General features: G+C 70.2%; 11 protein-coding genes. 6 read left to right on the forward strand and 5 right to left on the reverse strand.

What is annotated here, in order from left to right; all coding sequences use genetic code 11:
* Positions 1 to 134 precede the first annotated feature (134 nt).
* Positions 135 to 1,850: a methionine--tRNA ligase gene (gene metG / locus OG866_RS21265; RefSeq protein ID WP_329336902.1), complete on the forward strand. Its 1,716-nt coding sequence runs from the start codon at positions 135 to 137 to the stop codon at positions 1,848 to 1,850.
* 15 nt (positions 1,851 to 1,865) lie between these two features.
* A complete protein-coding gene (locus OG866_RS21270) occupies positions 1,866 to 2,681 on the forward strand; it encodes a toll/interleukin-1 receptor domain-containing protein (protein ID WP_329336903.1) in 816 nt (271 codons plus the stop codon).
* A 47-nt stretch (positions 2,682 to 2,728) separates the two neighbouring features.
* Here OG866_RS21270 and OG866_RS21275 read toward each other — a convergent pair whose 3' ends face one another.
* Positions 2,729 to 4,090 carry a pectate lyase family protein gene (locus OG866_RS21275; RefSeq protein ID WP_329336905.1) on the reverse strand — a complete coding sequence of 454 codons (1,362 nt, stop codon included), beginning with the start codon at positions 4,088 to 4,090 and terminating at the stop codon, positions 2,729 to 2,731.
* 148 nt (positions 4,091 to 4,238) lie between these two features.
* On the opposite strand from OG866_RS21275, the gene OG866_RS21280 reads away from it, so the two are divergent.
* The 3 genes from OG866_RS21280 to OG866_RS21290 all read left to right on the forward strand — a co-directional run bounded on the left by OG866_RS21280 (position 4,239) and on the right by OG866_RS21290 (position 8,429).
* Entirely contained in the window at positions 4,239 to 4,703 is a 465-nt protein-coding gene (locus tag OG866_RS21280) for a hypothetical protein (protein ID WP_329336906.1), read from the forward strand.
* Positions 4,704 to 4,789: 86 nt separating this feature from the next.
* Positions 4,790 to 5,155, forward strand: coding sequence for a PH domain-containing protein (locus tag OG866_RS21285; protein ID WP_329336908.1), 366 nt, complete (start codon positions 4,790 to 4,792; stop codon positions 5,153 to 5,155).
* 160 nt (positions 5,156 to 5,315) lie between these two features.
* The gene (locus OG866_RS21290; RefSeq protein WP_329336909.1) at positions 5,316 to 8,429 is read left to right on the forward strand and encodes an FG-GAP repeat domain-containing protein; all 3,114 of its coding nucleotides are present in this window, start codon (positions 5,316 to 5,318) and stop codon (positions 8,427 to 8,429) included.
* Between the two features lie 94 nt (positions 8,430 to 8,523).
* Here the strand turns inward: OG866_RS21290 and OG866_RS21295 are convergent, their stop codons facing one another.
* Positions 8,524 to 8,661: a hypothetical protein gene (locus tag OG866_RS21295; protein ID WP_329336911.1), complete on the reverse strand. Its 138-nt coding sequence runs from the start codon at positions 8,659 to 8,661 to the stop codon at positions 8,524 to 8,526.
* A gap of 415 nt (positions 8,662 to 9,076) precedes the next feature.
* On the opposite strand from OG866_RS21295, the gene OG866_RS21300 reads away from it, so the two are divergent.
* Complete coding sequence (locus OG866_RS21300) at positions 9,077 to 10,060, forward strand: helix-turn-helix transcriptional regulator (RefSeq protein WP_329336913.1); 984 nt, start codon at positions 9,077 to 9,079, stop codon at positions 10,058 to 10,060.
* 7 nt (positions 10,061 to 10,067) lie between these two features.
* Here OG866_RS21300 and OG866_RS21305 read toward each other — a convergent pair whose 3' ends face one another.
* From OG866_RS21305 to OG866_RS21315, 3 genes are read right to left on the reverse strand one after another with little or no spacing between them, the layout of a single operon-like run.
* Positions 10,068 to 10,550 (reverse strand): rhodanese-like domain-containing protein, encoded by a 483-nt coding sequence (locus tag OG866_RS21305; protein WP_329336914.1) that lies wholly within the window; start codon positions 10,548 to 10,550, stop codon positions 10,068 to 10,070.
* On the reverse strand, positions 10,495 to 11,688 hold the full coding sequence (locus OG866_RS21310; RefSeq protein ID WP_329336915.1) for a hypothetical protein: 1,194 nt from the start codon (positions 11,686 to 11,688) through the stop codon (positions 10,495 to 10,497). The genes OG866_RS21305 and OG866_RS21310 overlap by 56 nt, the downstream gene beginning before the upstream one ends.
* Entirely contained in the window at positions 11,685 to 13,328 is a 1,644-nt protein-coding gene (locus OG866_RS21315; RefSeq protein WP_329336916.1) for a methionine--tRNA ligase, read from the reverse strand. The genes OG866_RS21310 and OG866_RS21315 overlap by 4 nt, the downstream gene beginning before the upstream one ends.
* Positions 13,329 to 13,341: the final 13 nt, after the last annotated feature.

A 13,341-nucleotide genomic window follows, 5' to 3' on the forward strand; every position in this document is an offset into this window, starting at 1 on the left:
GGCAGGGACCACCACGGCCGCCCCTTTCCACGCCTCAATACGGAAAGCGGGCGGCCCACCCATGTCGGCTACGATTTCTTGGTTCGCAAGCAAGCCGAAAAGCACCACGAAATCCGACCTGGGAGCAGCCCCCGATGGCTCGACACCTCATCACCAGCGCCCTTCCGTACATCAACGGGATCAAGCACCTGGGCAACATGGTGGGGTCCATGCTCCCGGCGGACGTGTACTCCCGGTACCTCCGCCAGCGCGGCCACGACGTCCTCTACATCTGCGCCACCGACGAGCACGGCACCCCGGCCGAGCTGGCCGCGAAGGAGGCGGGGCTGAGCGTCGCCGAGTTCTGCGCCCAGGCGCACGACGCCCAGAAGGCGGTCTACGACGGCTTCGCGCTGGCCTTCGACTACTTCGGCCGCAGCTCCAGCGAGCAGAACGTAGAGATCACCCAGCACTTCGCCCGCCGCCTCAACGAGAACGGGTTCATCGAGGAGCGGGCGATCCGCCAGGTCTACTCGCCCACCGACGGCCGCTTCCTCCCGGACCGCTATGTCGAGGGCACCTGCCCCCACTGCGGCTACGACAAGGCCCGCGGCGACCAGTGCGAGAACTGCACCCGGGTGCTCGACCCCACCGACCTGATCAACCCGCGCTCCGCGATCTCCGGCTCCACCGACCTGGAGGTCCGCGAGACCAAGCACCTCTTCCTCCTCCAGTCGAAGCTCCAGCACGAGGTCGAGGAGTGGGTGTCCCGGCACGAGGCCGAGTGGCCGCAGCTGGCCTCCTCCATCGCCCGCAAGTGGCTGACCGAGGGCCTGCACGACCGTGCGATCACCCGTGACCTGGACTGGGGCGTCCCCGTCCCCGCCGACACCTGGCCGGAGCTGGCGGCCGAGGGCAAGGTCTTCTACGTCTGGTTCGACGCCCCGATCGAGTACATCGGCGCGACGAAGGAGTGGTCGGACCTGGACCAGGAGAACCGGGACTGGAAGTCGTGGTGGTACGAGGCGGACGACGCGGTTCGCTACACGGAATTCATGGCCAAGGACAACGTCCCCTTCCACACGGTCATGTTCCCGGCGACCGAACTCGGCGTCCGTGAGCCCTGGAAGAAGGTCGACTACGTCAAGGCCTTCAACTGGCTGACGTACTACGGGGGCAAGTTCTCCACCTCCCAGAAGCGGGGTGTCTTCACCGACCAGGCCCTGGAGATCCTCCCGGCCGACTACTGGCGCTACTTCCTCATCGCCAACGCCCCGGAGTCGGACGACTCGTCCTTCACCTGGGAGCACTTCACGGCAACCGTGAACAAGGACCTCGCCGACACCCTCGGCAACTTCGTCAACCGCGTTCTGTCCTTCTCCCGCAAGCGCTTCGGCGACGACGTCCCCGAGGGCGGCGCCCCGGGCGAGGCGGAGGCGAAGCTCGGCGAGGAGATCGCCCGCCTCCTCGCCGAGTACGAGACCCAGATGGAGGCCCTCCAGTTCCGCAAGGCCGCGGCGGCGCTGCGCGCCCTGTGGTCGGCCGGCAACTCCTACCTGGAGGAGAAGGCCCCCTGGCTGGAGATCAAGACCGACAAGGACGGCGCCGCGCTCACCCTGCGCACGGCGATGAACCTGATCCACCTCTACTCGGTGGTCTCGGAGCCCTTCATCCCGGCCACGTCCGCGGCCATGCGCCAGGCCTTCTCCCTCACCGACGACACCGCCACCTGGATCACCGAGGCCGAGGCCAAGTCCCTCACCGCGGTCCCGGCCGGCACCCCCTTCACCGTCCCCCCGGTCCTCTTCGCCAAGCTCACGGACGAGGACCTGGAGACGTACAAGGAGCGCTTCGGCGGCACGGCGGAGTAACTGAGGGGCGGGGGCGTGCTGAAGATCTTCCTGTGCCATTCCTCGGGTGACAAACCCGATGTTCGTCTACTGCGGGCAAGGCTGCAGTCCGAGGGGTTCGAGCCCTGGCTGGATGAGGAGGAGATCCTCCCCGGCCAGGACTGGGACAGAGAGATCCGCCGGGCCATTCAGGCGGCGGACCTGATCCTGGTGTGTCTCTCGAAGGACTCGGTGACCAAGGCCGGGTACGTGCAGAAGGAGATCAGGCTCGCCCTCGACGAGGCCGATTACCAGCCGGACGGGACCGTCTACGTCATACCCGCGCGCCTGGAGAACTGCGAGGTTCCCGAGCGGCTGCGGCGCTGGCAGTGGGTGGATCTGTTCGCCGACGACGGTTACGGCAGGCTGCTGCGGTCGTTGCGCAGCAGCGCCGGCCTGCCGGAACGGCGCGGGACGGCGCCGCCGACCGTGTCCGAGGTCCCCGCGCCGGGTGGCGGCTACGCCGGAGCGATCCGTGTCGACGGCTTCTACCAGCGCCCGGACACCGGCTCCACCAACTACCTCCGGTTCTATACCGACGGCACCGTGGTCAGCGTGTCGAGCACCGGCACCGCCGAACAGATCGCGGGATGGTTCACCCGCGAGCACCCGGGTCTGGGCCAGGGCCCGTGCGAGGTCAACGGGGACCAGATCGGGTTCACCACCACGGCCCCCTATGGACGTATCACCTATACCGGGACCATCGGAGCCACGGGTGAAGAGTTGCATCTACACAGCCACAGTCACATCAACGGCCACGAGTCCTACAGCGTGTACCGCTTCACGCACGTCCCCGGGGTCCACGGAGACTGACGACCGCAGCGAAAGGGCCCGGGACCACAAGTCCCAGGCCCTCGGTCTTACTTGAGGACGCCCGCACCCGCCGAGGACCCCAACGAGGTCGGCAGTTTGTTCACCGCAGCCCCCGACTCCAGCCCCGCCGTCAGCGTCGGCGTCCAGTTCACCGTCGTCTTCAGGTCCTTCGACGACGCGGCGTTGTAGGCGGCGACCAGGTCGGTCACCGTGCCGTTGACCAGGTTGCCCGAGCCCTTGATCGAGCCGGTGCCGTCGCCGCTCAGCAGCTTGGCGACCTTCACCGAGGTCGGCACCTTCCAGTAGTTGTTCTCCGCCACGACCTGGGCCTTCGCCCGCGAGTTGATGCTGTACTGCACCGCGTAGCCGTTCAGCGGCGAGACGTCGTAGTAGTTGTTGTAGATGTGGATCTGGCCGACCCGGGAGAGCGGGGCGCGCTGGACGATGCCCTTGTAGACGTTGTGGTGGAGGGTGACGCGCAGCTTGCCGGCCGGCTCGCTGTCGCTGCTGCCGATCAGGGTCGTCTTGTCGTGGTTGGAGAAGACGTTGCGGGAGATCGTCACCAGGTCCGAGCTCTTCGTGACGTCCAGCTCGCCGTCGTGGATCTGGTACTCGCGGCCGTAGTACTTGGGGTTCGCCGAGTCCAGGTGCGGGGTGTCGGTGAACGTGTTGTGGTCGGCCCAGACATGGGTCGCACCGCGCAGGGTCACCGCGTCGTAGTTGGAGTTCCAGTTGCCGTCGTCACCGTCGGTCGGGTCCCACTGCGGGAAGCAGTCCTCGGTGGCGGCGAAGGTGAGGTTGCGGACGATGACGTTGTCGACGTTCTGGATCTGGAGCATGGCGCCGGTCAGACCGGGGTTCGAGCCCGGGACGCCGACGATCGTCGTGTTCGCCGGGACCTTGAGGACGATGTTCTTCGCCTGCTTGGTCTGCGCGGCGGCGCGGGCCTTCTCCTGGGTGCCGGAGGGGAGCTTCGAGCGGCCGTACGTCGACGGGTCGTACGCCTTGAGGTACGAGGTCAGCGAGTAACCCGTGCCCGACGCGTAGTCGGCGCAGGACAGCTTCTTGCCGGTGTCGTCGGTGTTGGCGTCGATGGTGCCCTTGACCTTGATGATCCGCGGGGTGGTGTCCGTCGCCGAACCCAGCGCCTTCACGAGCTGGGCGCGGGTGGAGACGGTGAAGGTGTGGGCGGAGTCGGCCTTCGAGCCGCCGGTCGTGCCGGTGCCGGAGGACGCCCAGCCGTCCTTCGCGGCGAGCGTCTGGTGGTACAGGTCGGCGGCGGCAGTGGTGGTTCCGGCGTTCGCGTTCAGCACGACGACACCGGCGCCGACGCCCGCGGCAACGGCGGCGGCGGTGACGACGAGGGTGCGGCGCTTGCGCAGGGAACGGCGGTGGGAAGGAGCAACCACGGGTGAGTCCTTACGTACTTGGGGGGTACTTCCGACTGTTCTGTGGTCGTGGAGATCCAAAAGGTTGCCGTAAAACTTTGCGACGTTCGGTGATCAAGTTGTGGGCAGGGGGCGGAACTTGCCAGGAAACATACGTATGGTTTGCGCCATGGCAGTACCTGGGATCATCCCGATCGCCTACGAGCCGCACGGCCGTACCGAGGCCATCGGGCTTTACGCGGAGGGGCAGTTCCTGGGGTCGGTCACCTACGCCTTCCCCAAGGGCTTCCGGCCCGACGACGGCTGGGAGGAGCAGAAGCGCCTCTACTCCGTGCTGCACACCTTCGACGCCGAGGGCGGTTACCGCGACTCGGAGATCTGGTGTGCCGGGACCTGGGCCGAACAGCAGCGGGACGCCTCCGTGCTGGCGCGCGCCCGCGCCCATCTGGCGACCCGGCTGCGGAGCCTGCCCCGGCGGACCTACACCGACATCGCGATACGCCCCTTCGAACTCGTCCTGGACGGCGTGCTGTTCGGGCTCGTCACCGGGGAGGAGGACGGGGAGGGGTGGGCCGAGCTGTATCCCGACCGGCTGGGCTTCGGGGCGCCCTGGGACGGGAGTTACGACGCGTGACGATCACTGTTTCTTCACATGTTCTAGGCAGGGACCCCGGCGACGCGCTATACATGCCCGAAGATCACTAGTGGGGGGTTTCATCCATGGCGCTTTTCGGCAACGCGCACACCATCGACCCGGGCCAGGCGGCCTCGGACTTCGCCAAGCTGCTGGGCGCGGGTGAGGGCGTGCAGGCGGCGTACCAGCTGGTGCGCGACGTCATCATGTTCACCGACCGCCGGCTGATCCTGGTCGACAAGCAGGGCATCACCGGCAAGAAGGTCGAGTACCACTCCGTGCCGTACCGCAGCATCACGCACTTCGCGGTGGAGACGGCCGGCACCTTCGACCTCGACGCCGAGCTGAAGATCTGGGTCTCGGGCCAGTCGGTGCCGATCCAGAAGACGTTCACCAAGGGCGTCGACATCTACGAGGTGCAGGCGATCCTCACGCAGTACGTCGCGCGCTGACCTGCGGCCCACGCGTCCCGACGCCCCCGAAGCCTTCTTCGGGGGCGTCCGCATGTACCCGTGAGGTCGCGCCGGGGGCCCCGAGGCGACTTTAAGAAGTCTTGGTAATATCCGGCCACTTGTGCGAGGGCAGGGGCTCTCGCAGGGGAGGGAACCTCACGTGGGCAGACACGCCCTGAGACGGGGCGGTCTCGCCGCTGCCGTCTCCTCACTCGCGGTCGCCGTCGCGGCCGCATCCGTGGTCGTCCTGTCGGAGGGCGGCGATTCCGCGGAGGCGGCCGAGGCCGCCGGCACCACCACGGTCACCCTGACCGACCCCAGCAGCACCACACCGCGCACCGACCGCCCGTACGTCGACGGCGACACCGGCTTCCTGCACCGGCAGACCGGCCGGGACGGGCTGCTGTGGACCGACTTCGCGACCGGTGCGACGGTCACGGTCGCGAACGCCGACGGCGTCTACACACCGGGCACCGGCTGCACCGTCATCGGCTCGGAGTGCCGTACGGCCTGGTACGGCGTGGACGCCGACCTCGTCGCCCTGCCGGCCACGGCGAACGACGCGTACGCCACCCTCTGGGACCCGGCGACGGCCACCTCGAAGAAGGTCAGCTGGAACGGCTCGCTCCAGAACGGCCAGGGCTACTACCGGGCGCTGGCCGGGGACACGATCGTCACCACCAACTCCCTGATCGACCGGGTCGACGGCGAGTGGCGCACCCGCAAGGTCACCGGGGACGCGGTGAACATCCAGTCCGAGGGCGTCCTCGCGGCCGACGCCTCCGGGCTGCTCGTGCAGAACAGCACCTACGGCGCGCTCCACTACGTCGACCTCGCGTCGGCCGTGAGCACCCAGGCCTTCGAGAGCGGCACCAGCGACGCGACGTACCTGATGAGCGCGGACCGTGTCGGCTGGTACTACAACGGCACCGCCGAACTGCACCTGAAGTCCCGCACCGACCTCACCGCCGACGAGCAGGTCATCACGCTGCCCGCCCATCCCGGCGCCCTCGACGGCGACCCGGTCCTGGTCGGCGACTGGCTGCTGCTGCCGCTGTCCTCCAGCGCGCTCGGCGCCAAGCTGATCGCGGTGAACATCACCGACCCCACCCAGCAGCGGACGCTGCTGGAGAGCGCCGGCGCGTACACGCTGGCCGCCGGTGACGGCACCGCACTGGTCAGCGGCGGCACCGACGCCACCGACTGGTGGGTGCGGCGGGTGAGCCTGGCCGAGGACGGCACACCCGCACTGGCGAAGGTGTCCCAGGCCCCGGCGCTGGAGAACGCCAAGACCGGCATCGCGCTCAGCCGCGGCAGTCTGCGCGTCGCCGAGTCCGACCGCACGACGTCCGTGCGCGAGCTCTCCACCAACGGCTCCACCGCGCTGAAGGCGTACGACGCGACCGCCGACGCCTCCTACAACTCCATGGCCGTCTGCCCGTACGCCGACACCAGCTGCGCGGCGCTGTGGGGGAACGTCGACGGCGAGGACGTCTACCTCGACACCAACGGCGGCACCGACGAGGGCGAGAGCCTGGGCGACGACCGGCTGGTCGCGATCGGCGGCCACGAACTGGACTTCGGCGGCCGGGACGGCGCGATCGTGGACGTCTCCGACGGCTACGCCGTCTACAACTCCGGCGGTACGTCGCCGGTGCAGTACGTCGGCGAGTTCGGCCAGGGCGAGAGGCTGAGGCGGTCCGTGCGGGCCGCCGCCCTGAACGGCTCCACGCTGTGGAGCGCCACCACCACCGCCGGCAGGCTCACCTCGTACAGCATCCCGCTGGCGAAGACGCTCTCCACGGTGACCGTGCCGGGCCTGGCCTGCGTGCCAAGCGAGCTCCAGGCGGCGGGCCGCTGGGTGTACTGGGCGTGCGGCACGGACTCGGCGGGCGTGTACGACACGAAGGCCGGTACGACGACCGCGGTCACCCCCGGTGACGTGCTCCTCGGCGACGGCTTCACGGTCCGCCACGACCACGCCGCGGGCACCCTGGTCCTTACCGAGGCGGCCACCGGCACCACCCGCACGGTCGCCTCCGGCCTGCCCGACGACGGCCTTTCCGCGGACCGGCGCTACCGCTGGACGGTCGACGAGTACGCGGGCCTGGTGGCCTGGTTCGACGAGTACGAGCGCACCCATGTCGCCACCGCGGGCGTCACCCCGTCCGCGCTGACGGCCTTCGAGACGCAGGCGAGCAGCTATGTGGCCACCGGCACGAAGTTCGAGGGACGGTGGCTGCTGTCCCGCCCGGTGAGCTCCTGGTCCGTGACCTTCACCTCCGTCCAGAGCGGCGCGAAGGGCAAGGTCACCACCTCCGTCAAGGGCGCCGGGGCCAAGGCATGGGTGACAACGGACTGGTACGGCACCACGGTGACCGGGGACCGTTTCCCCAACGGCGCCTTCACCTGGACCCTGAAGGGGACCGCCCTCGGCACCTCGACGGAGGTCACGGCGGCCACCGGCAAGGGCTTCCTTCAGAACGGCGCGGCGGTCCGCCGCGACTTCGTCAGCCCCGACGGCCCCGACGGCCGCGGCGATCTGCTCACCCTCAACTCCTCCGGCGGCCTGACCTTCCAGTCCGGCACCGGCACCGGCACGTTCGGCGACAAGTACACGGGCACCGGCTGGGCCACCTCCGTCAAGGCGATCCCGTTCGGCGACCTGAGCGGCGACCGCTGCAACGACGTTCTGGTCCGCTACAGCTCCGGCGCCCTGCGTCTGTACAAGCCGGGCTGCGGCAAGGCGGTCAAGCCGTCGACGTCGTACACGACGCTGGCGAGCAGCGGCTGGACCCAGTACGACGTCCTGACCTCGCCCGGCGACATCAGCGGTGACGGCCGCCCGGACCTGATCGCCCGCAACTCCGCCACCGGCACGGTCTACCTCTACAAGGGCACCAGCACCGGCAAGCTGTCGTCGCGCGTGAAGCTCTACGACAACTGGAAGGGCTACAAGAAGATCGTCGGCGCCGGTGACCTCAACGGTGACGGCATCGGCGACCTCCTCGCCCAGGACAAGTCCAACATCCTCTACCGCTACGACGGCAAGGGCGACGGCACGTTCAAGTCCCGGGTGAAGCTGTTCTCCGACTGGGGCGGCTCGTACAACGTCGTGGTCGGCGTCGGGGACATCACCGACGACGGCAGGGCCGACATCGTGTCGCGCGACACCAGCGGCAACCTGTACCGCAACAGCGGTGACGGCAAGGGGTCGTTCGGGGCGCGGACGAAGATCGCGACCGGCTTCGGCGGGTACAGGTCGCTGTCCTAGCCGCTGTTCCGGAAGACGAATTACGGGTGAACAGCCGAAGGGGCCCGGAACCGTGTGGCGGTTCCGGGCCCCTTCTGTGTGGTGCCGGTGTGGACTAGGACCAGCCCGGGTCGGTGACCGTCGCGGTCGCCACGGTGGCCGTCTGCGCGTCGGCGCCGGAGTCGCTCGCACCGAGGACGGCGATCAGGGCGGCGGCGGTGACGGCGACGATCGTGGCGAGCATGCGGCGCATTTGGTTCCCCCAAGTAGTGGTGTTTTAGCGGGAGTTGGGCCGTTCCGGGCGGTTCGGCGTGACTCCATAGTGGGGTTCGAGTGATCCTCGAGTCGCGTGTTTTCCGTGGCACGAAACGATCTGGCACATGTGTGCCAGCGGGCGGTCCTGACGGCCCGACGCGTGAACACGGGATCTTCACACCTTCCAGGGGTGATCTTGGTGAACCGCCACGAGCATGATCACGTCATGCTGCTGACCTGCGCGTCCGCTCCCTGGACAGGCTTGTGGTGGGACCCCGTGGAGCGGCACAATCCCTCCGCATGACTTGACCCACGGAGTGGCCGCGCCGGGGCTGGGACGAGCCCGTTCCCCATGTGCCGCCAGCGTTGTCGGGACCCGCTGTCCCTCCGTGACACGAAGCTGGGGGGCTTGCGTGCTGGTTTCTCTCGGACTGACCGAGCAGTCCGACCGTCTGTATCGCGCCATTCTCAGACGGCCGGATCTGGCCGTCGCGGATGCCGCCAAGGAACTCGGCGTCCCCGAGGACGTGGTGCGCGAGGAGCTGGAGGAACTGACCCGCCTCTCCCTGCTCACCCCCGCCTGGCGCCGGGACGGCCGGCTGCGGGTGGTCGCCCCCAAGGCGGCCCTCGACTCGCTCCTCGCCCACCAGCAGGCCGAGATCGTCGAGCGGCAGCGCGCCCTCGCCGAGAGCCAGGCCGCCGCCGACGCGCTGCTGACCCAGTACGCCGAGCTGCACCCCGAGGAGCCCGAGCACGAGGCGGAACGATTCCTCGGGGTCGAGGCGGTCCGCGCCAAGATCACCGAGCTGACCGCCGACGTCCGTACGGAGATCATCAGCTTCCACCCCGGCGGCCCTCAGCCCGCGGCCCAGTTCGAGGCCAGCGAGCCGATCACCACCGCACTCCTCGACCGCGGCGTCACGGTCAAGGGCGTCTATCAGGACTCCATCCGCAACGACCAGGTCAGCGTCGAACACGCCCGCTGGCTCACCGAGCGCAGCGGCGAGCTGCGCACCGTCCCCGCCCTGCCGATGCGGATGATCATCCTGGACCGGCAGAAGGCCCTGGTGCCGATCGACCCGGACGACAGCTCCCTCGGCGCGGTCCTGCTGCGCGAGCCCGGCGCGGTGGCCGCGTTCTGCGCCCTCTTCGACGCCGTGTGGGACACCGCCACCCCGTTCGGCGAACCGGCCCGCCGCAGCCTCGACGACCCCGGCTCCCAGCCCCGCGAACTGCTCCGTCTGCTCGCCCAGGGCTACACCGACGAGGCCGCCGCCCGCCGCCTCGGCATCTCCCTGCGCAGCGAACGGCGCCTGATCTCCGAGCTGATGGAGAAACTGGACGCGCAGAGCCGCTTCCAGCTGGGCCAGCGAGCCGTCGAGAACGGGCTGTTGTAGGGGGACTTCAGCAGGCGCAGGCGATGCCGCTGACCGGTGCCGTCAGCGGGTCGATCGCCTGCTTGCGGACCCCGGCCGCGTCCTCGACCTCGAAGCCCTCACGGGACCAGTACTCGAAGCCGCCCAGCATCTCCTTGACCGGATGACCGAGGCCCGCGAAGGCGTACGCGGCACGGGTGGCCCCGTTGCACCCCGGCCCCCAGCAGTAGGTGACGACCATCGCCCCGGCCGGCACCAGCTCGGCGGCCCGCTCGGCGATGTCGTCGGTCGGCAGATGCACGGCCCCCGGGATGTGCCCCTGCTCCCACGCCTCCGTGCTGCGCGTGTCGATCAGCACGAACCCCTTCGCGCCGGACTCGATGTCGGCGTGCACGTCGGAGGCGTCGGCCTCGAAGGACAGCCGGCCGCGGAAGTGGGCGAGCGCCTCGGCGGGGTCAGCGGCGGGAACGCGCAGCACCTTCGAGGGGGCGGTGGTGGCGGTCGTGGTCATCGGTCTTCTCCTTGGGTCGGTTCATGAGGGTGTGTACGGCGGCACAGGCGACGACCGTGAGGATGGCCGCGGTCGCGGTGCCGGGAAGCAGCAGCAGGCCGGCGGCACTGACGCCGGTGAGATGCGCGAGGGTGAGGGTGCCGAGGGCGAGGGTGGCGGCACCGGCGGCGCCCTCCGCCTGCGGACGGCTGGTCAGTTCGTGCCAACGGGCGCCGGTGGCCTGGAGGTTGGTGCGGCAGTAGAGGGCGAGGACGAGGACGCTGAGCGCGGCGAGGGGGGCCAGGGGGAGGTCGGCGAGGGGAGCGGGCGGGCGCAGGAGCACGGCGTACAGGGCGGCGGCGCAGGTGACGCCGAGCAGGGTGCCGGCGAGGGCGGTGCGCTGCGGTGCCGGGCCCGCGGGCACGGCGCTCTCGATGCCGACCCAGCCGAACAGGAGCGGCAGGACCGCCCACCAGGAGGCGGTGGCGTCGGGGACGCCGCCCAGCGCCCACCAGCCGCCGGCCGCGGCCAGGACCGCCGCCAGCCGCAGCCGGCGTACCGGCGTGGACAGCGGGCGGGGCCGGTAGGTGGCCCACGTGGCGGCGGCCAGGAGGACCGCGACGGACCACAGGAAGGCGTCACCCCACAGCCGGGCCGCGAACCGTCCCGCGGTCAGCGCGACGGCGGCCTGTCCGGTGGCGAACCCGGCGAAGTACAGCCCGGTGACGACCCGCGCGGCCCGGAACCCCAGCCGGCGCCGCACGAAGGCGACGGCCCCGCCCTGCGCCGTGCCGCCGGCACCCGCGACGAGCAGACACCAGATGATCACCACGAGCGCGACCACCACGGCCCACCCGGCCGGCACGGGAGCGAGAGCGGCAGGCAACAGCAGGGCACCCGCGCCGAGGACGGCGACGAGAGCACGGCTCCCGGCGGCGGCGAGGGTACGCGCACCGGCCGGGGCGATCGTGTGGCCGCCCGTGCCAGGGGCCGCGGGCGGGGTGCGCAGACCCGCGTCGGTGGCCGTCGGGCTGCCCGCTCCCGGTGCGGCGCCCGCCGGGGCACCCGCCCCGGCCGCGGCGTTTCCGGCAGCCGACGTCCCGGCCGCCGCGCCCGGTCCGGCACCGGCCGCCCGCACCCCCGTACCCCCGCCCCTCATGACAGCTCGTGGAAGAACAGCGGGGCGGCGTCCGGGAGTTGGGTACCGGCGGGGACCAGGCGGCTGTCCATGGTCTCCCAGCGGGGCATCTGGGTCGTCATGTCCACCGGGACGCCGAGCTGTCCGGCGAGGTGGGCGGACCAGCCCGGCATCAGGGGGGCCGAGGTGACCGCGACCGCCGCGAGGAGTTCGAGGTGGGCGACGAGGCGGGCGGCGTACTCCTCGCGGGGGCCCGCGGCCCGGACCAGGGACAGCTGGCGCAGGTCGTCCACGGCGCGGTCGACGACCACGGCCAGTTCGGCGGCGGCCTTCTGCGGGGAGAAGGTCTCCGCGCCGAGCGCGGCGGCGATGCGGTCGGGCAGTTCGGCGCGGTCCTCGTCGAGGAAGGTCACGGACAGGGCCGTCTTGGGGACCGTCGACTGGAAGTCCTGCGAGAGCAGGTCCAGGACGGTGTCCGTCCAGCGCTCGATGCCGCCGGCGAGGACGGTGCTGACGGTGTCGGCGAACTCCTTCATGGAGAAGTTGTTCTGCTCGCGCTCGGGGCCGGTCAGCGCGAGGTGGAAGCGCAGCGCGTCGGCGTTGACGCGGCGCAGGAACTCGCCGCCCCAGATGGCGTGGCCGCGGCTGGTGGAGAACTTGTCGCCCTCCAGCCGGTAGAACTCGTTGATCACGACCTGGGAGGGCAGCGTCAGCGTGCCCTGGGCGAGCAGGAGGGCCGGCCACAGGACGGCGTGGGAGAAGGAGCAGTCGAAGCCGATGAAGTTGATGATCCTCGTGTCGGGGTTCGTCCACAGGCGCTCCCACTCGCCCTTGTCCCCATGTGCCTCCGAGAGGCGGGCGGTGGCGGCGGCGTAGCCGAAGATGCCGCTGAACCAGGTGTCGAGGATGTGGCCCTCCCAGCCCTCCAGCGGGACCGGGATGCCGTAGTCGGCCTCACGGGAGATCGGGGTGTCGGGGAGCGCCCGCTCGAACAGGCCCTCCAGGTAGGAGATCAGGCGCGGGCGCCATTCCGCCTTCGACTGGGCCTCGGCGTAGTAGGCCTGGAGCCGGTCGCGGTAGTCGTCGAGCGGGAAGACGATCCGGCGCAGGGTGGTCAGGCCCGGCTCCTGCCAGCAGGACGTGCACTTGGGGTTGGCGACGCCGGCCGGGTCCTGGGCGAGACCGCAGGCCTCGCAGTAGATGCCGTCGGAGGGGTCGGCGCAGAACTGGCACTCGCCGCGCACCTCGGCCTCGTACAGATAGCGGTCGCAGGGCTCGCAGCGGAAGACGGGCAGCTCCTCGACCTTCAGCGCGCCCGCATTCCACAGCTCCAGGAAGAAGCGCTGGACGAACTCGGTGTGCGTGGAGTCGGTCAGCGGCCGGGTGAACCAGTCGTGGTGCATGGCGCCCAGCGACAGCGTGTTCTCCATGCGGTCGCCGAACAGCTTCGCCGTCGGGTACGCGGTGGAGCCGATCTCGGCGGCGCGGCGCGGGACGTAGCAGGAGTGCTCGTCGGAGTAGCCGACGTAACGGACGTCGTTGCCGCGCTGACGGAGGTGCCGGCTGAGGATGTCGGCGCCGAGGAACGGGCCGGAGAGGTGGCCGAGGTGGAGGTCGCCGTTGGGGTTGGGCGGGGCGCTGGTGACGACGTACGAGGTCATGGTCTTCGAAGTC

This window comes from Streptomyces sp. NBC_00663 (genome assembly GCF_036226885.1).
Taxonomy (GTDB): Bacteria; Actinomycetota; Actinomycetes; order Streptomycetales; family Streptomycetaceae; genus Streptomyces.